The 22,493-nt window shown below is 71.5% G+C and carries 21 protein-coding genes and 1 pseudogene; 11 read left to right on the top strand and 11 right to left on the bottom strand.

Going from position 1 to position 22,493, the window contains the following annotated elements; all coding sequences use genetic code 11:
• The first annotated feature begins 58 nt into the window (after positions 1-58).
• The 3 genes from D0D15_RS30465 to D0D15_RS37945 are packed head-to-tail and all read left to right on the top strand — an operon-like array spanning position 59 to position 4,064.
• The gene (locus tag D0D15_RS30465) at positions 59-2,968 is read left to right on the top strand and encodes a glycosyl hydrolase (RefSeq protein ID WP_094004974.1); all 2,910 of its coding nucleotides are present in this window, start codon (positions 59-61) and stop codon (positions 2,966-2,968) included.
• Entirely contained in the window at positions 2,965-3,531 is a 567-nt protein-coding gene (locus D0D15_RS36125) for a hypothetical protein (protein WP_162830690.1), read from the top strand. The genes D0D15_RS30465 and D0D15_RS36125 overlap by 4 nt, the downstream gene beginning before the upstream one ends.
• A complete protein-coding gene (locus D0D15_RS37945; RefSeq protein WP_369806793.1) occupies positions 3,531-4,064 on the top strand; it encodes a relaxase/mobilization nuclease domain-containing protein in 534 nt (177 codons plus the stop codon). Before D0D15_RS36125 ends, D0D15_RS37945 begins: the two co-directional genes overlap by 1 nt.
• 1,284 nt (positions 4,065-5,348) lie before the next feature.
• Here the strand turns inward: D0D15_RS37945 and D0D15_RS30480 are convergent.
• Together D0D15_RS30480 and D0D15_RS30485 are read right to left on the bottom strand one after the other, a co-directional pair.
• Positions 5,349-6,200 (bottom strand): annotated as a pseudogene (locus tag D0D15_RS30480) (MFS transporter); the annotation flags it as partial.
• A gap of 131 nt (positions 6,201-6,331) precedes the next feature.
• Positions 6,332-6,700, bottom strand: a complete 369-nt coding sequence (locus tag D0D15_RS30485; protein WP_198958186.1) for a hypothetical protein — start codon at positions 6,698-6,700, stop codon at positions 6,332-6,334.
• 294 nt (positions 6,701-6,994) lie between these two features.
• Here D0D15_RS30485 and D0D15_RS30490 point away from each other — a divergent pair, with 294 nt between their 5' ends.
• Positions 6,995-7,450 carry a hypothetical protein gene (locus D0D15_RS30490; protein ID WP_094004978.1) on the top strand — a complete coding sequence of 152 codons (456 nt, stop codon included), beginning with the start codon at positions 6,995-6,997 and terminating at the stop codon, positions 7,448-7,450.
• Positions 7,451-7,686: 236 nt separating this feature from the next.
• On the opposite strand, the gene D0D15_RS36130 is transcribed toward D0D15_RS30490, so the two are convergent.
• The 4 genes from D0D15_RS36130 to D0D15_RS36700 all read right to left on the bottom strand — a co-directional run bounded on the left by D0D15_RS36130 (position 7,687) and on the right by D0D15_RS36700 (position 11,094).
• Positions 7,687-7,917: a DNA ligase-like domain-containing protein gene (locus D0D15_RS36130; RefSeq protein WP_143266177.1), complete on the bottom strand. Its 231-nt coding sequence runs from the start codon at positions 7,915-7,917 to the stop codon at positions 7,687-7,689.
• 74 nt (positions 7,918-7,991) lie between these two features.
• On the bottom strand, positions 7,992-8,333 hold the full coding sequence (locus tag D0D15_RS30500) for an STAS domain-containing protein (protein ID WP_158224414.1): 342 nt from the start codon (positions 8,331-8,333) through the stop codon (positions 7,992-7,994).
• A gap of 454 nt (positions 8,334-8,787) precedes the next feature.
• Positions 8,788-9,600, bottom strand: coding sequence for a tyrosine-type recombinase/integrase (locus tag D0D15_RS36695; RefSeq protein WP_198958187.1), 813 nt, complete (start codon positions 9,598-9,600; stop codon positions 8,788-8,790).
• Positions 9,601-10,743: 1,143 nt separating this feature from the next.
• Complete coding sequence (locus D0D15_RS36700; RefSeq protein WP_208646200.1) at positions 10,744-11,094, bottom strand: tyrosine-type recombinase/integrase; 351 nt, start codon at positions 11,092-11,094, stop codon at positions 10,744-10,746.
• A 694-nt stretch (positions 11,095-11,788) separates the two neighbouring features.
• On the opposite strand from D0D15_RS36700, the gene D0D15_RS30520 reads away from it, so the two are divergent.
• Positions 11,789-12,583 (top strand): SDR family NAD(P)-dependent oxidoreductase, encoded by a 795-nt coding sequence (locus D0D15_RS30520; protein WP_094004982.1) that lies wholly within the window; start codon positions 11,789-11,791, stop codon positions 12,581-12,583.
• Between the two features lie 321 nt (positions 12,584-12,904).
• On the opposite strand, the gene D0D15_RS30525 is transcribed toward D0D15_RS30520, so the two are convergent.
• Entirely contained in the window at positions 12,905-13,795 is an 891-nt protein-coding gene (locus D0D15_RS30525) for an NAD(P)-dependent oxidoreductase (protein ID WP_094004983.1), read from the bottom strand.
• A gap of 112 nt (positions 13,796-13,907) precedes the next feature.
• Between D0D15_RS30525 and D0D15_RS30530 the strand changes: the two genes are divergently transcribed.
• From D0D15_RS30530 to D0D15_RS30540, 3 genes are all read left to right on the top strand, one after another.
• A complete protein-coding gene (locus D0D15_RS30530) occupies positions 13,908-14,252 on the top strand; it encodes a winged helix-turn-helix transcriptional regulator (RefSeq protein WP_094004984.1) in 345 nt (114 codons plus the stop codon).
• 193 nt (positions 14,253-14,445) lie between these two features.
• The gene (locus D0D15_RS30535) at positions 14,446-14,820 is read left to right on the top strand and encodes a VOC family protein (RefSeq protein ID WP_094004985.1); all 375 of its coding nucleotides are present in this window, start codon (positions 14,446-14,448) and stop codon (positions 14,818-14,820) included.
• 131 nt (positions 14,821-14,951) lie between these two features.
• A complete protein-coding gene (locus D0D15_RS30540; protein ID WP_094004986.1) occupies positions 14,952-15,566 on the top strand; it encodes a class I SAM-dependent methyltransferase in 615 nt (204 codons plus the stop codon).
• On the opposite strand, the gene D0D15_RS30545 is transcribed toward D0D15_RS30540, so the two are convergent.
• Positions 15,567-16,442, bottom strand: a complete 876-nt coding sequence (locus D0D15_RS30545) for an NAD-dependent protein deacetylase (protein WP_094004987.1) — start codon at positions 16,440-16,442, stop codon at positions 15,567-15,569.
• A 64-nt stretch (positions 16,443-16,506) separates the two neighbouring features.
• Between D0D15_RS30545 and D0D15_RS30550 the strand changes: the two genes are divergently transcribed.
• Positions 16,507-17,013, top strand: coding sequence for a DinB family protein (locus tag D0D15_RS30550; protein WP_233157205.1), 507 nt, complete (start codon positions 16,507-16,509; stop codon positions 17,011-17,013).
• Here D0D15_RS30550 and D0D15_RS30555 read toward each other — a convergent pair.
• Positions 16,995-17,372, bottom strand: coding sequence for a MerR family transcriptional regulator (locus D0D15_RS30555; RefSeq protein ID WP_094004988.1), 378 nt, complete (start codon positions 17,370-17,372; stop codon positions 16,995-16,997). The genes D0D15_RS30550 and D0D15_RS30555 overlap by 19 nt on opposite strands.
• 59 nt (positions 17,373-17,431) lie before the next feature.
• Here D0D15_RS30555 and D0D15_RS30560 point away from each other — a divergent pair, with 59 nt between their 5' ends.
• Positions 17,432-18,592 (top strand): MFS transporter, encoded by a 1,161-nt coding sequence (locus tag D0D15_RS30560; RefSeq protein WP_094004989.1) that lies wholly within the window; start codon positions 17,432-17,434, stop codon positions 18,590-18,592.
• Here the strand turns inward: D0D15_RS30560 and D0D15_RS30565 are convergent.
• Complete coding sequence (locus tag D0D15_RS30565; protein ID WP_094004990.1) at positions 18,582-20,450, bottom strand: MFS transporter; 1,869 nt, start codon at positions 20,448-20,450, stop codon at positions 18,582-18,584. The genes D0D15_RS30560 and D0D15_RS30565 overlap by 11 nt on opposite strands.
• A 138-nt stretch (positions 20,451-20,588) precedes the next feature.
• A complete protein-coding gene (mftD, locus tag D0D15_RS30570; RefSeq protein ID WP_094004991.1) occupies positions 20,589-21,770 on the bottom strand; it encodes a pre-mycofactocin synthase MftD in 1,182 nt (393 codons plus the stop codon).
• A 125-nt stretch (positions 21,771-21,895) separates the two neighbouring features.
• On the opposite strand from mftD, the gene D0D15_RS30575 reads away from it, so the two are divergent.
• Complete coding sequence (locus D0D15_RS30575; protein ID WP_094004992.1) at positions 21,896-22,255, top strand: STAS domain-containing protein; 360 nt, start codon at positions 21,896-21,898, stop codon at positions 22,253-22,255.
• Positions 22,256-22,493: the final 238 nt, after the last annotated feature.

The following is a 22,493-nucleotide window of genomic DNA, read 5'->3' on the forward strand; positions in this document are numbered from 1 at the left end:
GGGCAGCACCGTGCCGCTCGTTTTCCCCATCCCCCTCCCCAGTCCCCGGAGTTTCCCCATGACCAGACTCACCCGGCGCACCTTCCTCGGCGCCAGCGCCGCCCTCGGCCTGGCCGCCGCGTTGCCGTCCGCGCCGCCCGCCCTGGCCGCACCCGGCAGGCCGTTCGCGCAGCGGTTCGCCGCCCCGGGCCCCGACACCGCCGCGAAGTTCCGCTGGTGGTGGCCGCACGGATTGGTCGACCTCGGCGAGATCGCCCGCGAGGTCGACCAGATCGCCGACGCCGGGTTCGGCGGCGTCGAGATCCAGGACGTGCACCACAGCGTCCGCGCCGACCTCGACCCGGCCGGCCACGGCTGGGGCACCCCGGCCTGGCTCGCCGCCGTGGAGACCGCCCTGCGCCGCGCCAGGGACCGCAAGCTGCGCGTCGACCTCGCGCTCGGGCCGTGCTGGCCGACCGCCGTGCCCACCATCACCCCGGACCACCCGGCCGCCTGCAAGGAACTCGCGCACGGCGTGACGTTCGTCCAGGGCGGCACCGTCTACTCCGGACCGCCGCCCGCCGCCGTCGAGCCGCCCGAGGAGGGCGTGCACCGGCAGGACCTCGTGGCCGTGCAGGTCGCCAAGGTCATCGGCGCCACCACGGCCGCCACCGTCACCCTCGACCCGGCGACCGTCCGCACCCTCGGCTCGGGCGAGACCTGGACCGCTCCCGAGGGCACCTGGGCGATCATCGCCTACTGGCTGCGAGGCTCCGCGCAGCAACCGGAAGCCGGGCCGCACACCGAGCCGCCGGCCTACGTCGTCGACCACTTCAGCCGCGCCGGCGCCCAGGCGGTGATCGACGTGTGGCACTGCACGATCCTCACCCCGGCGATCCGCCGCCTGCTGCGCGAGACCGGCGGCGACCTGTTCGAGGACTCGCTGGAGATCGAGACCGAGGCGACTCCCTGGACGCCGGACCACCTCGCCGAGTTCCGCCGCCGCGCCGGCTACGACCTGCTGCCGTACTTGCCGGTGATCGTGCAGCGCAACGAGAAGTACCCGTTCACCTTCGACAGCGAGACCACCAACCACGTCCGCGACGACCACAACCAGGTCCTTTCCGACCTCTACCACGAAAACCACCTGCTCCCGCTCCAGGAATTCGCGCACAGCCTGGGCATGACCCTGCGCGTGCAGCCCTACGGCCTGCCCACCGACGCCATCCGCAGCGCCGCGCTGCTCGACGTGCCGGAAAGCGAGTCGCTGGGCTTCAAGAACCTCGACGACTACCGCGTGCTCGCCTCCGGACGCGACATGGGCGGACGGCGGCTGCTGTCGTGCGAGTCCGCCGCCTACGCCAACGGCGCCTACAGCACCACGTGGGACAAGGTGCTGCAGACCATGGGCAGCGTCTTCGCCGGCGGCGTCAACCAGGCCGTCCTGCACGGTTTCTCCTACGCGTCGGCGCCCGGCGCGGCGTGGCCGGGCTTCGCGGCGTTCTCGCCCTACAACGGCACCGGCATCGGCTACGCCGAGGCGTGGGGCCCGCGCCAGCCGACCTGGGGCCACGTCCCGGACATCGCCGGCTGGTTCGCCCGCACGCAGCTCGTGCTGCGCGCCGGTGTCCAGAAGACCGACCTCGCGTTCTTCCGGCAGAAGGGCTGGACCTCCACCGGCATCGGCGCGCCGTGGGCGACCAACGACGGCATCCCGGTCGGCTGGACGCACGGCTTCCTCAGCGAGCCGATGCTGGACCTGCCCAGCGCGGTCGTGCGCGACGGCCGCCTCGCCCCGGACGGCCCGGCCTACAAGGCGCTGATCCTCGACGGCGACATCTTCCGCAACCGGGAACACACCCTGTCCGTGCACGCCGCGCGCCGGCTGCTCGACCTGGCCCGCGCCGGGCTGGCCGTCGTGGTGGTCGGCAGCTGGACCGACGTGCACTCGGTCGGCATCGCCCAGCCCGGCGAGAACGACCAGCTCCGGACGCTGCTCGCCCAGCTCGTCGCCCTGCCGCGGGTGCGGGTGGCCGCCGACGCCAACGGCATCCCCGGCGCGCTCGCCGACCTCGGCGTGACCCGCGACGTCGAATACGCCCGCTCCACGATCATGACCGTGCACCGGGTCGATGACGGCGTCGACTACTACTACCTCGCCAACGCCCGGCACGCCGAGAACCGCCGCATCACCGCGGTGGACCAGGACGTCTGGCTCACCTCCCGCGACCGCTCCGCCGAGCCGTACCTGTTCGACGCGTGGACCGGCCGAATGGAACGGATCGGCACCTACGAGCGCGCCGGCGACAAGGTGCGGGTGCGGGTCGCCCTCAACCCCGGCCAGTCGATGCTGATCGGCTTCGGCCCGGGCGCCCGCACACCGCACGCCACCGCCTCCGACGCGGACGTCCGGTTCGACGACGGCAAGCTGGTGCTGCGTGCCACCGCGGCCGGCACCTACTCGACCACGCTGTCCACCGGTCGCGTCGTGCGCACCACCGTGGACGCTGTGCCCGCGCCGGTGCCGCTCACCGCGTGGGACCTCGAGGTCGAGGACTGGCAGCCCGGCGCGACCCCCACCGAGACGGTGAAGACCACCCACCGGCTCAGCCTGACCGCCCTGGCCGCCTGGCCGGCGATCCCCGAGCTGCGGGACGTCTCCGGCGTCGGCCGCTACCGCACCACGGTCGACCTCGGCTCGTGGCGTCCCGGTCTCGGCGCCTACCTCGAACTCGGCGAGGTGTTCGACACCTACCGCGTCACGGTCAACGGCCGCGCCCTGCCGCCCGCCGACGTGCTCGACCCGGTGGTCGACGTCGGGCCGTGGCTGCGCCCGGGCCGCAACACCCTCGAGGTCGAGGTCGCCACCACGCTCCTCAACCGGCTGCGGGTGAGCAACCCCGCCGTCTTCGGCATCGCCACCCGGCAGGCGTACGGCCTGGTCGGACCTGCCCGCCTCGTGCCGTACCGCCAGGAGGAGATCCGATGACCGGCCTGACCCGCCGGGGCGTGTTCGGGCTGGCCGCGGCAGCGGGGCTGGTCGCGGCGCTGGCCGCCACGGCGGCCGCCGCCGCGGAACCGGCCCGGCCGCGGCCGCTCGAGCTGGGCCGCGTCCGGCTGCTCGGCTCCCGCTACCGGCAGAACATGGAACGGACCGTCGCGTACCTGCGGTTCGTCGACGCCGACCGGCTTGAGCTCGACCTGGGACCACTGACCGAGACCATGCAGGAGCTTGCCGCCGCCGCGGGACTTCCACTCAGCAATTCGCGCAAGCTCCCGCATCATTGGGCCGAGGCGCTGCGCGGGGGACGGCGGCTACCAAGGGATGCGCCGCCGTGGGTCAAGCACTACCGGTTTGACGCGAAGAAGGATGCCTTCATCCTCAGACCGGGTTGTTTCTGGCACTGTCCCGTCCGTCTTCACCCCGACGACCCGACTCTGACTGACAAGCAGTGGGAACACGTCGCCGAGCGACTGATGAAGGCAACCGGGATTCACCAGGCCGGGCTCGATGGATCGCCGTGCGGCACGCTGACGACCACATTCACTTGATGGCGATCCTGGTCTCCGAGCAGACTGGCAAACGTATCTACCCATACCGGGACTATCCAAGGCTGCGCGCGGAGTGTCGGACGCTCGAGCATGAACTTGGACTGCGGAGCACAGCGACTTCAGACAAGACGGCTACACAGGCGCTGTCTCGTCGCGAGCGGGGCAAGGCCGACCGGAAGGGCTGGGAGTTGACTGCTCGGCAGCAGCTTCGGCGAGCGGTCTCTCAGTGTGCCGCGAGCGCAAGCAGCGGTGATGAGTTTCTGCGCGAGCTCCGCCGCGAGGGCCTCAACCCGCGAACGACGGTCGGCGGCGACGGCGAGATCCGCGGTTACACGGTGTCTCTTCCAGGTGACGTCACAGCCGACGGCCGTCCAGTCGCGTTCTCGGGTTCGGAAACTTGCCGCCGACCTGACGTGGCCGAAGCTAATCGCCCGCTGGTCAACCGCACCTCCGGTCGACCACCCGATCGTCTACACCGACGACGGCCGCGCCACGCGCGCGGACCGCCATCGAGCGGTCGAGGTGGCTACTGACGCCGTCGAACGGGCAAACTCCGCAGTCCGCCGCGGCAGCAAGGATGTCGAGGGGGTCATCCACGCGACGAGCGAGGTACTCGCGACGCTAGCCCGTGGTAGAGAGGGCCATGATGCCGGAGCCCTTGCAGCAATCACTGAGCGGTACGACCGTGCAGCACGCACACCACACCGGGTCCTGCCTCAGCGCATCGGGTCAGTCGCACGAGACCTGCGGCAGGCGTCGCGACGTTGGCAGCCGTGGGTGCGCCGTCCGGACGTGGCAGGGAGAAGTTCGCCGGGCTTGCACTGCTTGTCGCCCTAGCCGGTCTGATCGCTGAAATCGCCGCGTGGCAGCAGTCGCAGGGCCGCACGCACCAAGCTGCGGCTGCCCGTCGTGTCGCGGACGCGTTGCTGATGCTCGCGCGGCGTGCCGCCGATCCGCGCCAGTTCGGAACCGGTCCAATCTCGCAGCTACCTGCAGGTGGGGCACGTCGCAAACGCGCGGCCCCTCAAGAGGTCGCCAGTCGAAGTGAGACACTGCGACGCGAGAGAGGCCCTGGATGAGATCTCGCGAGTGGACAGTGTCGGCGCCCGCTAACCGCAGCTGTCCGCGAACTTGACGCGCGCGCGGAGTTCGCCCGCCCGAGGCACGTGCCGTTCACCGAGCAGGCAGCCCATCCCACCGGCGCGGACGGCGACGTGGAGAAACACTTCGGGAGCGTGCTCGGGTTCAGGACGCACCTCGCGGCCGCTCAACGACTCGGGTTGGTGTCTGAGCTACCGGGCGACTCGACGCACGAGGCGTGCCTGCCGTTGTGCTCACCGAAGAGGGCGGGACTTTGTCACCCGCTTCCGGCACGCGCGGCACCCTTGAGGATCGCCAAGACATGAGTCGGGCTCAGCATGGCGCTCAAGCTACTCGAACTGGTGAGGAAGCCACCACGCTTGCCGTGCTCGACGAGCGCGTACTTCGCTCGCTGCCAAAAAGATTGCCTGGCGACGACGCTCTCACCGGCCGTTGACGCGACATCCCCTCGGGACGGGATATGGATGACTTTGGCCGGGTCGCGGTCGGGGCGCAGGCCGCGCCAGGGCCGACGTGTCCGGCGTAGAGCAGACGGCCTCGGTCGTCGTGCACGCCGAACAGCAAAGCTCCGAGGGTACCGGTACGGCGGCCCTCGCCGGGGGTCAGTGTCCATGATGCTGTAAGGCGGGCTGGACTGAGGTGGTCGCCTCAACCAGCCGAGTCACGTGTCCAACGGCAGCGGTGCGACGTCCAGTCGGACCACGCATCACGACCCCAGGCGCCCCACCATGCCCCTTGGTGGCGGTGAGGACCCCGGCCCACAGCATCGGCGTCTTGCTCAGGCCGACGGTGTTGACCGCATAGGACAGCGCGTAGACGGTGAAGATGGTGCTGACGGAGGCGCTCAGCGCGGCGACGATCACCCGCGGCACGTCGGCCCAGTGCTCGCGCAGCAGCACGACCATCGGCAGCTTGGTGACCTCGCCGGTGCGGACCTCCTGCTCGAACACCGGGGTCTCCTCGACCGTGCGGCGCACCAGGTAGCCGACGAGAACCATCAGGGCGCTGCCCCAGAACGGCACGCGCCACCCCCAGGACAGCAGGACGTCCTGCGGCAGCGCGGCGACCGGGAGGAACACGGCGGTGGCGACGATCTGCCCGGCCTGGGTGCCGCTGAGGGTGAAGCTGGTGTAGTAGGCGCGCTGGTTCTCCGGCGCGTGTTCCAGCGGCATCGAGTTCGCGCTCGCCTGCTCGCCGCCCGCGGACAGCCCCTGCAGCAGCCGCAGCGCGACGAGCATGACCGGCGCGGCGACCCCGGCGGTCTGGTAGCCGGGCAGGCAGCCGACCAGCACCGTCGACACGCCCATCAGGAGCAGGGTGAGCACGAGCACCCGCTTGCGCCCGAACCGGTCGCCGAGGTGGCCGAGCAGGATCGCGCCCAACGGCCGCGACACGTAGCCCACGCCGAACGTGGACAGGGCCAGCAACGTGCCGGTCGCCGGGTCCGAGACCGGGAAGAAGATCTTGCCGAACACCAGCGCGGCCGCCGTGCCGTAGATGAAGAAGGCGTAGTACTCCAGAGCGCTGCCGACCCAGGCGGCGAATGCCGCCTGCCGCGGACGCGCCATGTCGGGCCCTGGCGGGGAAGCCCCCACTGCGACTACGCGGACGTGCGTGAGGGTCGCTCCCTGCGCGGCGTCGCGGTCCTTCTGGCCGGGCGGGCCGGCTTCCCGCCAGGAGAAGCCGGCCCCTCTCGACATCAGGCTTTCCAGGTCGCCTCGTCCGCGTAGGCGTAGGAGGTACCGGATTTCGACAACCAGATTTCGAAGGTGTAGTAGCGCCCGTCCCGGAGACTCCTCACCCCGAACTCGGTTGCGACGCGCTCGACGCAGTTGCCGTTCGTGCCGACCGACGACTCGTCGACCACGGCGTCGTACTCGTCCCAGATCCTCAGGTTCACCTTCCACCCGTCGGCCTCGATGTCGCAGAGCCTGAACCGGTCGCCGTCCACCCGGAACTGCACCCGGCCGCCGGGGTCACTGTCATTCGTGCTCATGCTGTGGTCCCAGGTGGCCGCCGAGGCAGGCGTAGCCAGCACCACCGGTGCTGCCAGCGCAGCCGTCGTCATGGCGAGCAGAGCAGCCCTTCTGCCGGAAATCATCGTGTTCCTTTCATCGCGTACGTCAGTGCACCACATTCCTATCCCCCGACGTCGACGATCCGCTGACGCGCCGCCCGAGCCGCTCACGGAGAAGACCCAGGTCACGGAGTTGAACGAAACCGGTACGGAGCAGCTACGGTTCGCGAAACGAGATCAAGAGGACGAAGCCGCTGATTCACCCGAAGGGAGGAGCTGGCTGCTGTATCAAGTCGCGCTCCGGATGCGTACTGATAAGCAGAAACTTCCTCCGGGAGGTGAGCCATGCGGAGGTATCACGGTGCGCTGCTGATCGGCGCGGCCCTCGCGGGGTGCGCGGGTGGGTCGCCGATTCCCGGCGAACAGCCGGCGGACAGCCCGGCCGAAATCACCACCACGGCAGAGACGACCGGCACGGCCGTGGACCCGACGACGACCCGCACGTCGAAGAGGGAACCGCCGGGGGTTCCGGGCAGCCCGATCGACTACGACAGCACGGTCCGCGCGGCAGGGCCGACCAGCGCGCAGGGTGCGATCCTGCGCCAGCTCGCGCAGTTCTGCGGGCCGGACCGGTGTGGTGTGCGGGTGCGGATCGTCGGTTCCGGCGACTGCGCGACGGACATCTCGCCGGATCCGGTGTACCCGGGCGGGACGATCACCATCACGGCCGCCCCGTGCGAGGCCACGGACGAGACGACCACGGAAGAGTCCACTTCGGACACAACTGACTCCGGTGGCTAGGACCCGGCTGTCACCACCCCGCTCCCGGACGCCGCCGCAGTCCGGGCCGGCCAGGGCGCTGCGGGTGGTCGCACCCTGGCCGCGAACGCGACGCTGCTGACCGGCCTGCTGTACTACTTCGGTTTCCTGACCACGCAGGTGTTCTTCAGCTACTTCCGCGTGCACCCGACGACGACCCTGTGCCGTACGGCCGGAGCCCGAGTAATGTACGTCAGGTCAGCGACGGCCGTCGAGGTTCATCCGTGCCTGGAGCCGGCCGAAGTCCGGTCGCCCGTGGGTGTCGAGGTGACCAGTTCGCCGTCGAGCAGCACCGGCTCCGTGACCAGGCCGGGCAGAGTCTGCAGTTCGGGGTAGGCGGCCACGACCGCGGGGATGCCGTCCCACTTCCACTCGAAGGCCCACCGGGGACCCTCCGGTGGCTGGCGGTCGGTGGCCAGCATCGGGGCGACCAGCGCGGGCAGCGGCATGACAGCATCCTCAGCCGCTACGAGCCGCAGTGCACGGCCACTTCCCACGATCGGGTCAACCTAAGACTGGCCCGTCAGCCAGCGGCGGGGTGTGCTCTGCCGTCCGTGGTGTCGGGCTCGGCTCCGACGGCGCGCAGCGCGTCGCCCGGGGTGATGGTCGTGGGGACCAGGCCGATGAGCCCGGCCCGTTCGAGCTGGCGCTGCACCGGTCCGCGGATCGCGGTCAGCACCACCTTCCCGCTGACGTTGCCGGCCAGGTGGTGCAGGTCCTGGAACACGCCGGTGCCCGTGGAGTCGCAGGACGGGACCTCGGTGAGGTCGAGCACGAGGTTGCGACGGCCGGTGTCGATCAGCGCGACGCCCTCGGTGAGCAGGGACGGTGCGGTGACCGGGGTGAGTGCCCCGGTCACCGTCACCACGGCGACGGTGACGCCGACGTGTCTGATGGTGAGCTGCAGCTTCTACCTCATGCTCAAAGTGGGAACGTTACTGCCACTTGCGCACGGGTAGTGGGCCATCGGGCTGACCATGCCGGTCGGTACCGGCGAGCTGGCGGCGCTTGTCCCTGATGTGGCGCAGGCTTTCCTCGAGGGCGGCGACCTCGCCGAGCCACTGTCGGCCGCGGGCTTCGGTGAGCCGGCCGCGGGTGTTGGCTTCGATGCTGTCCAGCGGCGGGGGTCTGGGCCGGGTCCAGGCGCAGGAACGGGCAGCGGATGCAGGCGTGTTCGTGCACGCAGGGGGTGCCGTAGGGGCGGAAGCAGCCGCCGAGCGCGACCCGGCGAAGCTGGAAGTGCGCCTCGAATTCGGCCCACTCGTCGGGGGTGACCTCGCGGTATTCGGCGGAGTCCCGCAGGCTGCGGCGGGGGTCGATCATCTTCCGGTGGGCGGTGAGACGTCGGCGGGGAAGACGGCGGTGTAGCCGCGGGTGGTGTCCAGGTCCAGGTGACCGAGCAGGGTGGCGGCGATGTGCAGGGGCAGGCCGGCGCCGACGAGTTCGGTGGTGAACAGGCGACGGAAGTCGTGCGGGGTGAACCGGACCGGTTCGCCGTTGTCCTCCAGCCCGGCGGCCTCGGCCGTGACGTTGAGGATGGTGCGGATGCAGCTGCCGGAGAGCACCTCCTGGCGGGCACCGACCGGGCGGGAGAACAGGTGCGGTAGGGGCGCGCCGTGGACGCGGTCCTGGGTGTCGTAGCGGATGGACAGCGGGATCCGCCCGTCGGTGCCGCGGACCCGGCGCACGATGGTGAGCAGCACCGTGACCAGTTCCGGGGCCATCGGGATGAGCCGCTCGATGTCGAGTTTGGAGGGCACGATGTGCAGCAGCGGCACCACGGTGCCGGTGGTCGGCGGGGTGTAGTGGCGCAGCGAGAGCTGGGTCAGCTCCATCGCCTCCTCGATCCGGCAGCCGGTCAGCCGCAGCGTCTCGATCAGCGCCCAGGCCCAGAAGCAGTCCGCTTCCAGAGCGGTGACGTCCAGGTGTGTGCCGTCCGGTCCGCGCAGCCAGATGCGGGAACGCCGTTGGCGCAGGTACAGCGGCGGCGGGTCGTGGCGGACGTAGGTGACGCCGTCGACCACGACCTGTTCGTCGTGGCCGGTGCCTCCGGCGGCGGCCAGCAGCCGCACCGACCAGTCCCGCCGTGCCGTTGCGGTGGCGACCAGCTTCGGCAGCAGCGGGGTGAGCACGCGGTGCGTTGCTGGGTACGGGCCTGCTGGTGACGTTTGGCCTTACGCAGCGCCCGCACGTCGGTGTCCCGCACTGGGGACGGGGCGGCCCACACAACCCAGCGGGCCGGCTCGTCCAGGGCCCGTCGCTGTAGGTCCCGGTAGAACCCGCGGACCCGGAACAGCAGGCTGTGCACGTCGCGGCGGGGCTGCCCGGTCGCGGTCAGCTTGATGCGGCGTCGCCACTCGGTGACCACCTCGGGGGCCAGGCGCAGATCCTGCTGGTCGGGGTTGGTCTGCAGGATCTCCCACCAGAACGCCCGGCCGAGGGTGTGGGCGTAGCGCAGCCAGCTGCCGTAGTCCAGACCCGGCCGGACCTCGGTGAGGTAGTCGATCAGCACGTCCCGCACCGGGCTGGGCGGCAGCCCGTAGCGGGCCAGGATCCCGGCCGGGTCGTGCTGGCGGCTGTTGCCCTTGGCCGTCCACACCGCGCGCAGCGTCGGGGGTTCCCCGGCCAGCGGGCCGAGCGCGACGAGCAGCTCCCACGCCAGGTGCTCGCGCCGGTGCCGCCCGGAGGTGCGCACCAGATCGGCGTAGGTCAGCAGGTCCTCACCGGACAGTTGCCGGCATCACCCGCACCACGGCGAACTCGCCTGCGTCGTGCAGCACCGGGAACTTGCGAACAACGTGCTGAAATGGGAGTTGAGCAGGAACGAATACGACGGCCGCAGTACCCGGCCCAGCAGCAGCCACAACCGCCCCGCCGCTACCCGATACCGGTTCGCGCCAACCCCCGCGGCGACCGCGTGGTCCAGCCAGGACCGCGGCGCCTCGTCCGCGCCGCTGGCCAGCCACCGCTGCTCCCAGTCCTGGCCGGGAAACTGCGCCAGCCACCGAGCAGCCGACGCGTCGCGGTGGCCTGTGGGACCACCGTGGCCGGCTGCGGCAGAACCGGTCCCAACCGCTGCCGCAGCACCTCGACCACCACCTCGGGCTCGGCCGTGAGCAGGTCCGCCCCGGGAGAACCAGGCGGCCGCGGCGGCGGGGTGCGTCCGGCATCGTAGGCGGGCAGCGGGTGAACGCTGCCGTTGACCGCGAACCGCTCGTCGGCGGCCAGCGGCGGCACGGTCGGCGGCGCCGCGGACACGGTCGTCGCCGGTCCGGTCACTGGTCCAGCCCCAGTAACTCGGCCAGCTCGGTCTCGTCGTAGCCCGCCGGCACGGCCAGCGGCTGCGCCGCGGCCGCCCGGCGGCGCTCGTGCAGGTCGGCCAACTTCGCGATCAGGTCCTGCAGTCGGGGTTGCAGGTAGATCTGGGTGCTGGTCACCGAGGCGTGCCGCAGAATGGTCTGCACCTCCACCAGCGAGAAGTTCGGATCGTTGGCCATCCGGATCGCTGCGGTGTGGCGCAGGTCGTGCAGCGAGTAGTTCGTGCCCAGCAGCGCGTTCGCCCGCACCAGCACCGCCCTGGTGGCGTGAAGGTCAACGGCCGCCGCGGCTGCCGCAGCGTCCACCACACCGGCCCCGTCACCGGGCCGTCCTGCCCGCTCTCAGCCAGATACAGTGCCAGCCACACGAACGCGTCCGCTGACGCCGGCACCTCCTCCAGGCTCCGCGAGCCCTTCGAGATCACCTTGATCGTCTTGCAGCCGTAGTCGATCCACTCGTGCCGCAGCCCCAGCAACTCCGAGGCGCGCACGCCGCTGGACAACCACATCGCCACCATCGCCCGGTCCCGGTGACACCGCAGCGCCGAGAACAACGCCTCCGCCGCGCCGTCGGGCAGGCTGCGCGGCAACGTCTTGGGCACCTTCTGCCGGTAGGCCGCCCGCCGCTGCCGCCGCACCGGCTCCAGCGGGCTCTGGTGCGCCGGCAGCCGGCCACCACTCGGCCCGCGTTGCTGCGGCACCGGATTCACCAACGGTCCCAGGTCCATGTCCAGCGCGAAGGCGTAGAACGCGTGCAGCACCGTCAACTGGTGGTTGATCGTGCGCGGCGCGTACCCGCGGGGTACGGCTTGCCCGTCACCGCGTTGACCGTCCCCAGCGGAGCGAATTCTCGCCGGGGAAGGCGAGCCCGTGCCGGGAGGCCGGCGCCGGGTGCGGGCACGCCCGATGGGGCGAGGCGCGCTGCCGCGACCCCGCCTGTGGCGGTGACCTGCACGCGGCGTGCAGCCGTGCGGGCGCGGCCGGCCGCCCCTACGATCGCGGCATGCGCCTTGATCTGAGTGGGAAGACGGCCCTGATCACCGGTTCGACGCAGGGGATCGGCGCGGCGATCGCGCTCGGACTGGCCCGCGCCGGCGCCCGGGTGGGCGTCAACGGCCGCAGCGCGGACAAGGTCACGAAGGCGATCGAGCAGCTGACCGCCGAGGTGCCCGACGCGCAGGTGGTGCCGGTGGTCGCCGACATCGCGAGCGAGCGGGGTGCGCGGGAGGTCACCGAGCAGTTGCCGCGCACCGACATCCTGGTCAACAACCTGGGCATCTTCGGCTCGGCCGACCCGCTGGAGATCAGCGACGACGAGTGGCGCCGGTACTTCGAGGTGAACGTGCTCGCCGCGGTGCGGCTCACCCGCGCCTACCTGCCGGGCATGACCGAGCGGGGCTGGGGCCGCATCCAGTACATCGCGAGCGACTCGGCGATCGTGATCCCCGCCGAGATGATCCACTACGGCATGTCGAAAACGGCTCTGCTGGGTGTTTCCCGCGGTTTCGCCAAGGCCGCCGCCGGAACCGGGGTGACCGTGAACGCCGTCCTCGCCGGACCCACGCACACCGCCGGCGTCGAGGACTTCGTGTACGAACTCGTCGACCGCGACCTGCCGTGGGACCAGGCGCAGCAGGAGTTCATGCGGAAGCACCGGCCGCAGTCGTTGCTGCAGCGCCTGATCGAGCCCGAGGAGATCGCGAACATGGTGGTGTACCTCAGCTCGCCGCAAGCCTCGGCGACAACGGGAGCGGCGGTGCGAGTGGACGGCGGCTACGTGGACTCGATCGTGCCCTGATCCATCCTGCCCTGACCGTGCGTGCCCGGACCCTCGTGCCCGGACCGCGGGGAGGCACCACGCCCGAGCCGATCGCAGCCCGGGCGCCGCGCGGCGGGCTGTGGCGACCATGGCGGAGACCTCGGTCAAGCAGCCCCGGCCCGCTCCGGCGAGGTGCCGCTGGAGACGCCGAACGTGCGCAGATGGTCCACGATGGACGAGCAGTGCGAAACGCCGTCGAGGCAACGAAAGTCGTGGCAGACGCATGGTGGTGGATCCCTTCCCCCGGTTGGTGCGATCAGGCTAGCGGGTCCCACCGACAAAAACCGGGCGCGCGGATCGTCACGACGCGGGTGCAGGCTTTTTGAGCACTTCGGTCAGGGCCGCGATGCTGTGGTCCGCGTGGCCGGCGTCGACGGCCCGTCGCAGCAGTTCGTGGAACGGCGCCTGCCAGGACACGTCGATGTTCGCCTCCGCGCCCAGTTCCGCGTCGTGCGCCGCACCCGCCAGGAAGAGCGCGACGGTCGACATCGGCTTCGTGTAGTCCCCGCTGTCGATCTCCCGCGCGAACACCGGCAGAACGGAACCGATCATCTCGAACCACTTGACCGTGAACCGCACCAGCGTGCTCGCGTCGAGTCCGCGCGCCTGCACGGCGGCCGCACCCTGGAAGAAACCGACGAGCGCCGGGAGCAGGGTTCCACCGACCGCCATCTCGTACAGCGCGGCCAGGTCGGGTTCGTCGCCCAGGTGCACGGTGTCGCCGCCCAGCACCTCCAGCGTCGTCCGGTGTTCGTCGAAGACGGCCTTGTCCCCGGCGTAGTACAGGAGCGTGCCCGGTTTCCCGACCGCCGGAGGTACGTCCTTGACCGCCCCGTCGAGGAACCGCGCGCCGTGACCGCCGGCCCAGGCGGCCATCTCGCGGGCGCCGGCCGGGGAACCGCTGTTCAGGGTGACCAGCGCCCGGCCCCGCAGCGCCGGGCCTGCCGGGGCCAGGGCCGCGACGGTGTCGTCGTAGGTGGTCAGGCAGGCGATGACCAACGGACTGGCGGCGATCGCGTCCTCGATCGCCGCCGCGTGCACGGCGCCCTTCGCGACCAGGGGTGCCGCCCGGGCGGCGGTCCTGTTCCACACGGTGGTCGGGTGTCCCGCGGCGACGAACGCCCCGGCCAGCGCCGTCCCCATCGAACCCAGGCCGATGACGGTGACGGGGGTGCGTGCGTGCTCGGTCATGTGCTTCCTCCAGTGCTCGTGGTGTGGCACCGCGATCCTGGGTTCTCGCGTACATTTCCTCAAGTACCGACATCTTTCGCGGGTACTGACAAATGTGTACGTGAGGACGTGAATGAAGACACCGACGTTCACCTGCGGGCTCGATGCCGCCATCGCCGTCATGGGAGGGAAGTGGAAGGGGCTGATCCTGTTCGCGCTCCAGGACGGGCCGTTGCGGTTCGGCGAGCTGCGACGCGCCGTGGCGGGGATCAGTGAGCGGGTGCTGATCCTGCAGCTCCGCGAGATGGAGGCGACCGGTCTGCTGCATCGCGAGGTCTACCACCAGGTTCCGCCGAAGGTCGAGTACTCCCTCACCGGCTTCGGCCGTTCGCTCAACAGCGCGCTCGCCCCGCTCGGGGAGTGGGGCGAGGCACACCTCGACCGCATCGAGGCCATCCCCTGGGACCAGGTTCGCTGATCCCGCGGCCCGGCGCCCTTGCGCATACCTCGTTGCCGTACCCGGACCTCACCTCCTAGACTGACGGCGTGATCACCGGAACGGCCGCGCGCCACACACGGGAAGGCGATCCGGTGACGGTCTGATCGGCTCGCGTGGACCGCCGGGAGCATTCGCTTCCGCGCTGTTCACCCAACCGATCGAAAGGACTCCCTTGACCGTCACCTTCAACCACACGATCATCGCCGCCAAGGATCGCCACGAGTCGGCCCGCTTCTTCCGTGAACTGCTGGAAGTCGCCGAAGCCCCGTCGTGGGGGCCGTTCGTCAACGTCATGCTCGACGGGGGTGTGTTGCTGCAGTTCGCCGAACCGCCGGTGGAGATTCAGATGCAGCACTACGCCTTCCTCGTCGACGACGAGCTGTTCGACCGCGCCTACGCGCGGCTCGTCGAGCGGGGGATCGAGCACTGGGCGGATCCGCAGACGACCCGCCCCGGGCAGATCAACCACGAGCACGGCGGGCGGGGTGTCTACTTCAAGGACCCCGCCGGGCACGCGATCGAGATCATCACGCGGCCGTACCTCTAGCGTCGTGGTGGGGCGGGCGCGCCGGCCGGAGCCGAGCACGCCCGCCGTCCGCGCCGGCAGCCGGACCGCGGCGAGACCGGCCGAGCTGCGCAGGAAGGGCTGGGCGGCCACCGATCAGCAACAATGGCGCCATGGGCTTCTACGCGAACCGGATCCGGCCCCGCATCATCGACCTGGCCTGTGGCGCCGCGCCGGCGCGGCCGCACCGGGAACGCACCTGCGCCGGGCTGCGAGGCCGGGTGCTGGAAATCGGCTTCGGATCGGGCCGCAACGTGCCCTTCTACCCGGCGGCGGTGACCGAGGTCGTCGCCATCGAGCCCCTGGACGCCGCCTGGCGGCTCGCGAGCGGACGGCTGGCCGGTTCCACCGTGCCGGTCGAGCGGGCCGGCCTGGACGGGCAGTCGCTGCCGGTGCCCGCGGACAGTTGCGACACGACGCTGTCCACCTGGACGTTGTGCGCCATCCCGGACGCCGGCGCCGCGTTGCGCGAGGTCCGGCGAGTCCTCAAACCCGGGGGCACCCTGCACTTCGCCGAACACGGCCTCGCGCCCGACGCGGACGTCCGGCGCCGGCAGCGCCGGCTGGACCCGGTGCAGCGGGCGGTGTTCGGCTGCCGGCTCACCAACCCGGTCGCAGACCTGCTGACCGGGGCCGGTTTCCTGATCCGGGAGATCGACGTGTTCTACGAGCAGGGCGCACCGCGGCCGTTCGGCGCGCAGTCGGTCGGGGTCGCCGTTTCGCCCTGATCAGGCGGTCAGCCGTGCCACCAGCTCCGTCAGCGCCCGGCCCAGCGGCAGGTCCACCCGCACGGTCGCGTACTTGTCGCCGCGCGTGGGGCCCTGGTTGATGATCGCCACGGGCTTGCCGGCCTCGGCGGCGCGGCGCACGAACCGCAGGCCCGACATGACCGTCAGGGACGAGCCCAGCACCAGCAGTGCGGACGCCTGCTCCACCAGCCGGTAGCAACGGTCCACACGCGACGGTTCGACGTTCTCGCCGAAGAAGACCACGTCCGGTTTCAGCACCCCGGCGCAGTCGCGGCACGGCACCACCCGGAAGCCCCGCACGTCGTCGTCGGCCAGGTCGGCGTCGCCGTCCGGGTTGACCCGCGTCGCGGTGGCCGTGAAGTCCGGGTTCGCCGCGCGCAGGCGGCGGTCCAGCTCCTCGCGCGGCGTCCGCGACCGGCAGGACAGGCACACCACCCGGTCCAGGCTGCCGTGCAGCTCGACCACGTCCGGCGTGCCGGCGGCCTGGTGCAGACCGTCCACGTTCTGCGTGATCACACCCCCGACCACGCCCGCGGCCCGCAGCGCCGCGACCGCGCGGTGACCGTCGTTGGGCCGCGCCCGGGCGATCGTGCGCCAGCCGAGGTGGCTGCGCGCCCAGTACCGGCGCCGCGCGTGCTCTGCCGCGACGAACTCCTGGTACGTCATCGGCGTGTGCCGCCGCAGGCTGCCGGTCTCGCCGCGGTAGTCCGGGATCCCCGACTCGGTGGACAGCCCGGCGCCGCTCAGCACGACCGCACCGCCCGTGCCGGCGATGCGGACCACGTCGTCCAGGCTGGTCGTGCGGGGCAGCGGCTCGCCCGCCGGCGTCCAGCTCAGGGTCGGTCGCGTCCGCACCCCACGAGTGTACGTGCGGGAAATCCGGTTGGCCGCCGCGCGCGGGCGCTGCGATCATCCGGCCGTGTCCCTCCTGCGCTGGCAGTTCGACCTGACCTGGTCCCTCGCGGACCTGCACCTGAGCGCGCTCACCCCGGCGGACTTCCGCTGGGAGCCCGGCCCGCTGACCTGGCACGTCCGCCCCGCCGCGGACGGGTGGACGATCGACTGGGCCGACACCGAACCCGACCCCGTGCCGGTGCCCACCATCGCCTGGATCACCTGGCACGTCGGCTGGTGGTGGAGCGTGGCCCTGGACCACGCGCACGGCCGCCCGCCCCGCGAGCGCGAGGCGGTCGGCTGGCCCGGCGACGAGAACGCCGTGGCCTGGCTGCGTGAGCTGGCCGCCGACTGGGGCGGTGTCCTCGACCGGCTGTCCGAAATGGACGCTCCGGCGGCCTTCCCGTGGCCTCCCGAGGCCGGGCTGACCGTGGCGCACCAGGCCGCGTGGGTCAACGCCGAGCTGATGAAGAACGTCGCCGAGATCGGGCAGCTGCGCCTGCTGCGGGCGGCTCAGGCCACGTCGGGCTGAAGCCCCCGACGGACGATGTCCAGGTACTCGCTGATGGCGTCCCGGTTGCGGGTGAGGCAGTCGATGCGGCGGGTCATCCGGTCGCGCTCGCGTTCCAGCGTCGCCAGCATCTCCGGGGTGGCGTCCGGGAAGTAGATGGTGCGTGGCTTGTCCAGGCACGGCAGGATCTGCTTGATGATGCGCGTGGGCAGCCCGGCGTCGAGCAGGCCGCGGATCTGCAGCACCCGGTCGACGTTGTATTCGTCGTAGTCGCGGTAGCCGTTCGGCAATCGCCGGGACACGATGAGCCCCTGCTCCTCGTAGTACCGCAGCAGGCGGCGGGGCGTTTCGGTGCGTTGCGACAGCTCCCCGATGCGCATGTGGTTCCCCTCACAGCGATTTGACCTTCACATCTGTGTGATGGTTTCAGCATAACGCCGTGATCGATGTCCTGACTCCCACCAGACTCCCGCTGCGGTCCCTGCTGGCGCTGACGACCGCGGCGTTCATCACCGTCCTCACCGAAGCCCTGCCCGCCGGCGTCCTGCCGGCGATGAGCGCGGACCTGCGCGTCGGCGAGTCCGCGATGGGGCAGGCCGTCACGATCTACGCGATCGGCACCGCGCTCGCCGCGATCCCGCTGTCCGCCGCGACGGCCGGCTGGAGCCGCAAGCGCCTGCTGCTCGCCGGGGTGGCCGGGTTCGCCGTCGCCAACACCGTCACGGCTGTCTCCGGTGTCTACGCGCTGACCATGGCCGGCCGGTTCGCCGCCGGGGTGGCCGCCGGTGTGGTGTGGGCGCTGCTCGCCGGCTACGCGCGGCGGGTGGCGCCGGAACACCTGCGGGGCAAGGCGATCGCGGTCGTGATGGCCGGGATCCCGCTGGCGCTGTCGCTGGGCGTGCCGGCCGGCACCTTCCTCGGCGAGGCCGTCGGCTGGCGGGTGACGTTCGGCGTGATGTCGGTGATCGCCGTCGTGCTGATCGCCTGGATCCTCGCGGCCGTGCCCGACCAGCCGGGGCAGCGCGACGGCTCCCGGATCCCGGTGCGGCGCGCGGTCGCGGTGCCGGGTGTGGCCTCGGTCCTGGTCGTCACGCTCGTGTTCGTGCTGGCGCACAACGTCCTCTACACCTACCTCGCGACGTTCCTGCACGGCGTCCGCGTCGACGCGGTGCTGCTCGTGTTCGGGATCGCGTCGGTGCTGAGCATCGTGATCGTCGGCGCGCGCATCGACCGGCAGCTGCGGGAGCTGACGATCGTCGCGACGGTGCTGGTCGCCGTCGCCGCGGCGATGCTGGCCGTGCTGTCCGGCAGCGCGCTCCTCGTCTACCTCGCGGCCGCGCTGTGGGGCCTGGGCTGGGGCGGCGTGCCGACGCTGCTGCAGACCGCCGCCGGGAACGCGGGCGGCGAGGCGGCCGACACGGCGCAGGCCGCGCTGGTGACGCTGTGGAACGCGGCCATGGCCGGGGGCGGCGTGGTCGGCGGGATCCTGCTCGACGCGTTCGGGCCCGGTGTGTTCCCGTGGACCGTGCTGGTGCTGCTCGTGCCCGTGCTGGTCGTCGTCCTCGGCGCCCGCAGGCACGGCTTCCCGGCTAGTTCGTGATCGTCACGTCCTCCGGCGCGAGGACGAGTTCGCAGCGCACCGGACCGTCGCCGACCCGCACCGGGACGGCGACGGTCCGGTAGCCGTGCTTGGCGACGGCGAGCGCGTAGCGGCCCGGCAGCAGGCCGGTCACCTCGAACGAGCCGTCCGCGCGGGAGGTGACGCTGCCCGCGACCTCGCCGCGCTCGTCGGCGGCGATCAGCAGCGCGCCGGCCACGCCGACGGTGCCGGTGAGGCGGCCGGTCGCCGACAGCGTGAAGCCGGCTTCGCCCGGCCCGCTCACCGGCGCCGCCTCCGGCTGGTAGCCGGCGGCCGAGCAGACCAGGACGTACTCGCCGCCGGGGATGTTCAGCGAGTACCGGCCGTTCGCGTCCGTGGCGGTGGTGCCGGTCTGCTGCCCGTCCTTGCTGATCAGGGTCACCGCCGCGCCTTCCAGGACGCCGCGCGCGGAGCGCACCACGCCGGTCAGGAGCGTCTCCGCCGGACGCGCGCGGCCCGGGATGAAGCACGCGATGAGCAGCGCGGCCACGCACGCGGCGCAGCCGATCAGGAACGTGGCGCGGAACCCGGTCAGGCTGGGCACCGGGGTGCCGCCGAAGTCGATCGTCATGCCCGCGAGCACCATGCCGACCACGGCGCTCGACGACGACGTGCCGATCGAGCGCATCAGCGTGTTGAGGCCGTTGGCCGCCGCGGTCTCGGTGGCCGGCACCGCGCTCATGATCAGGCTCGGCATGGCCGCGTAGGCGAGGCCCACACCCGCCCCGGCCATCGCGGAGAAGATCGCCATCTGCCAGCCCGCGCCCATCAGAGTCAGGCCCAGCCCGTAGCCGGCGCCGAGCACGGTGATGCCGCACAGCAGCGACACCTTCGGCCCGCGCGCGGCGATCAGCCGGGCGGCCACCGGGGACATCGCCATCATCAGCAGGCCCGACGGCGCGACGCACAGCCCGGCGACCACCATCGACAACCCGAGTCCGTAGCCGGTGCCCGCGGGCAGCTGCAGCAGCTGCGGCGGCACCAGCTGGGTCGCGTAGAGCGCGAAGCCGACCATGATCGAGGTCAGGTTGGTGAGCAGGACCGGGCGGCGCGCGGTCGTGCGCAGGTCGACCAGCGGTTCGGCGGTGCGCAGCTGCAGGAAACCCCACGCGACGAACAGCACCACCGCCGCGACGCCGAAACCGAGGGTGCGCGTGCTGCCCCAGCCCCAGTCGCCGCCCTTGGAGATCGCCAGCAGCAGGCACACCAGCGCCGCGGACAGCCCGATCGCGCCGGGCAGGTCGAAGCGGCCGGGGGAGCGGACCGCCGACTCCGGCACCACGAGCACGATCAGCACGAGGCTGACCAGCCCGAGCGCGGCCGCGCCGAGGAACAGGATGTGCCAGTCGAAGTGCTCGGCGACCAGTGCCGCGGCCGGGAGCGCGAGCGCGCCGCCGATGCCCAGCGACGAGCTCATCAGACCGACCGCGCCGCCCAGCCGCTCCGGCGGCAGCTCGTCGCGCATGATGCTGATGCCCAGGGGGATCGCGCCGATCGCGAAGCCCTGCAACCCGCGGCCGATCATCATCGGCAGCAGCTCGGTCGTCAGGCCGCACACCAGGGAGCCCGCGACCTGCAACGACAGCGCGACGATCATCATCCGGCGCTTGCCGTACATGTCGCCGAGGCGGCCCAGCACCGGGGTGGCGACCGCGCCGGTGAGCAGGGTGATCGTGATGACCCACGCGGTGTCGGAGCTGGAGCTGCGCAGCAGCGACGGCAGGTCGGCCAGCAGGGGCACCATGAGCGTCTGCATGACGGCGACGACGACACCGCCCAGCGCGAGCACCGCGGTGAGGCGGCCGGGAGACGGGGACATGCGGCTCCGGAGTTCGTGCGCGGATGGTTGCTTGCTGAAAGTACCTTCCGGAACGTCCGGTGCCGAGTGAGTTGTCCCGAAGCTCACTGGAAACCCCGGCGGCGGGCCCGTCCGCGCGCAGCCCGCCGCCGGGGTGGCTCAGCTCTTCGGCACGCCGAGGGCGCGCTCGAAGCCCGGGGGGACCACCACGTCGTCGCGGGTGAGGTCGTGGATCGAGGACTTGCCGAGGCCGAGGATGGCCGAGTCGATGCCGCCGCGGAGGATGTCCAGCACGTTCTCCACCCCGGCCTGCCCGTTGGCGGCCAGGCCCCACAGGTAGGCGCGGCCGATCAGCACCGCCTTCGCGCCCAGGGCGAGCGCCTTGACGACGTCGCTGCCGCGCCGGATGCCGCCGTCCAGCAGCACCTCGACGTCACCGCCCACGGCGTCCGCGATCGCCGGCAGCGCGCGGATCGGGGCCGGGGTGCCGTCGAGGTTGTTGCCGCCGTGGTTGGACACCGAGATCGCGGTGACCCCCGCGTCCACGGCCCGCTTGGCGTCGTCCACGCGCATGACGCCCTTGAGCATGAACGGCCCGCCCCACTGCTCGCGCAGCCACGCCACGTCCTCCCAGGTCGGCAGCGGCGTCTGCATCCACTCGCCGTACGCGCCGAAGAACGTGGGCGCCGTGCCGCCGGGCGGGGTCAGGTTCGGCGTGGTCAGGTCGGGCAGCTTGCGGGTCTTCGCGAAGTCCCACAGCCACTTCGGCCGGGTGATGCCCTCCGGCGCGAACCGCACCATCGCCTTGAGGTCCAGCCGCTCCGGGATGACCGGGCTGCCCCAGTCGCGGCCGTTGGAGAACGACCAGTCCAGCGTCATGATCAGCCCGACCGCCCCCGCGGCGCGGGCGCGCTCCATGCGCTGCACGAGCACGTCGCGGCTGCCGACCCAGTACATCTGGAAGAAGGTCTGCGGGTTGACCGCCGCGACCTCCTCGATGGACTTGCTGGCGAACGAGCTGAGGCTCATCGCGGTGCCGCGCGCGGCCGCGGCACGGGCCACGGCCACCTCGCCCTCGGGGTGCACGGCCTGGACGCCGGTGGGGGAGATGATCACCGGCAGCGCGATCGGCTGGCCCATCACGGTGGTGCCCAGCTCGCGCTTGTCGGACAGGCCGGCGACGTGCGGGGCGAACCCGAGCTCGGCGAACGCCGCGATGTTGTCGTCGACGGTGATGCCGCGTTCGGAACCAGCCACCAGGGCGCCGTAGACGGACTTGGGCAGGCGCTTCTTCGCCCGCCGCTGTGCCTCGGCCACCGTCTCGAACCAACCGTTGGACATCTCGCCACTCCGCCTCGCCTGTGAGGGACATCATTTTGGCACTTGATGCCATATTAGGCCACACGGGGTCGCCGGACGCAAGACCGGGCTTTCCGCCGTTGTCCGGTCACGGTTAGATCGAGCGGGTGTCCTCTTTCCAGCCGGACGAGCCGGTCGCGCACGTGGACGTGCACGTGGAGCACCTGCCCGGCGCGACGCTGGTGCGCGTCGCCGGCGAACTCGACCACCTGACCGCCCCCGCGTTCGAGGCCGTCGCCCTGCCCGCGGCTCGCGCCTGCGCCGAGCGGCTGGTGATCGACTTGAGCGAGGTGAGTTTCCTGGCCTCGGCGGGGATCGCGGTCGTGCTGGCCGCCGGGATGGCGGCCCCGGGCCGCGTGCACGTGGTGGTCGGCTCCGGCTTCACAAGGCGCCCACTGGAGATCACCGGAGCCGACGAAATCGTCCGACTGCGCACGACGCGCGAGGAGGCGCTGGCGGAGGATTAGGGCCTGTCCGCAAAGCCAGATGAGCGGTGTGGCGAGGTCGATCGTGCTCCGGTAGGAGGTGGTGGTCTTGTCGAATCGGGTGGCGATGGTTTGAGGCGGTTGAAGCATCGTTGAGCTTGCCCCCGTTCGCCGGACACTTCGGGTGTGGGGTCAGTGATCTTGGTCTGACTCCGTGTGCAGGGCTTCAAACGTGACGGGGCTGTGCATTCCGATTTTGGAATGTCTCCGTTTCGGATTA

The sequence above is a fragment of the Amycolatopsis thermalba genome, assembly GCF_003385215.1.
Lineage (GTDB): Bacteria > Actinomycetota > Actinomycetes > Mycobacteriales > Pseudonocardiaceae > Amycolatopsis_E > Amycolatopsis_E thermalba.

Coding starts and splice junctions, on each gene's coding strand:
- D0D15_RS36130 (WP_143266177.1), bottom strand. CDS start 7,917: ATGCCGCTGCCCGCGCTGGTCGCCCCGATGCTGGCCACCGACCGCCAG.
- mftD (WP_094004991.1), bottom strand. CDS start 21,770: ATGTCCAACGGTTGGTTCGAGACGGTGGCCGAGGCACAGCGGCGGGCG.
- D0D15_RS36125 (WP_162830690.1), top strand. CDS start 2,965: ATGACCGGCCTGACCCGCCGGGGCGTGTTCGGGCTGGCCGCGGCAGCG.
- D0D15_RS30530 (WP_094004984.1), top strand. CDS start 13,908: ATGAAGACACCGACGTTCACCTGCGGGCTCGATGCCGCCATCGCCGTC.
- D0D15_RS30465 (WP_094004974.1), top strand. CDS start 59: ATGACCAGACTCACCCGGCGCACCTTCCTCGGCGCCAGCGCCGCCCTC.
- D0D15_RS30485 (WP_198958186.1), bottom strand. CDS start 6,700: ATGACGACGGCTGCGCTGGCAGCACCGGTGGTGCTGGCTACGCCTGCC.
- D0D15_RS30555 (WP_094004988.1), bottom strand. CDS start 17,372: ATGCGCATCGGGGAGCTGTCGCAACGCACCGAAACGCCCCGCCGCCTG.
- D0D15_RS30525 (WP_094004983.1), bottom strand. CDS start 13,795: ATGACCGAGCACGCACGCACCCCCGTCACCGTCATCGGCCTGGGTTCG.
- D0D15_RS30565 (WP_094004990.1), bottom strand. CDS start 20,450: ATGTCCCCGTCTCCCGGCCGCCTCACCGCGGTGCTCGCGCTGGGCGGT.
- D0D15_RS37945 (WP_369806793.1), top strand. CDS start 3,531: ATGGCGATCCTGGTCTCCGAGCAGACTGGCAAACGTATCTACCCATAC.
- D0D15_RS30540 (WP_094004986.1), top strand. CDS start 14,952: ATGGGCTTCTACGCGAACCGGATCCGGCCCCGCATCATCGACCTGGCC.
- D0D15_RS30520 (WP_094004982.1), top strand. CDS start 11,789: ATGCGCCTTGATCTGAGTGGGAAGACGGCCCTGATCACCGGTTCGACG.
- D0D15_RS30490 (WP_094004978.1), top strand. CDS start 6,995: ATGCGGAGGTATCACGGTGCGCTGCTGATCGGCGCGGCCCTCGCGGGG.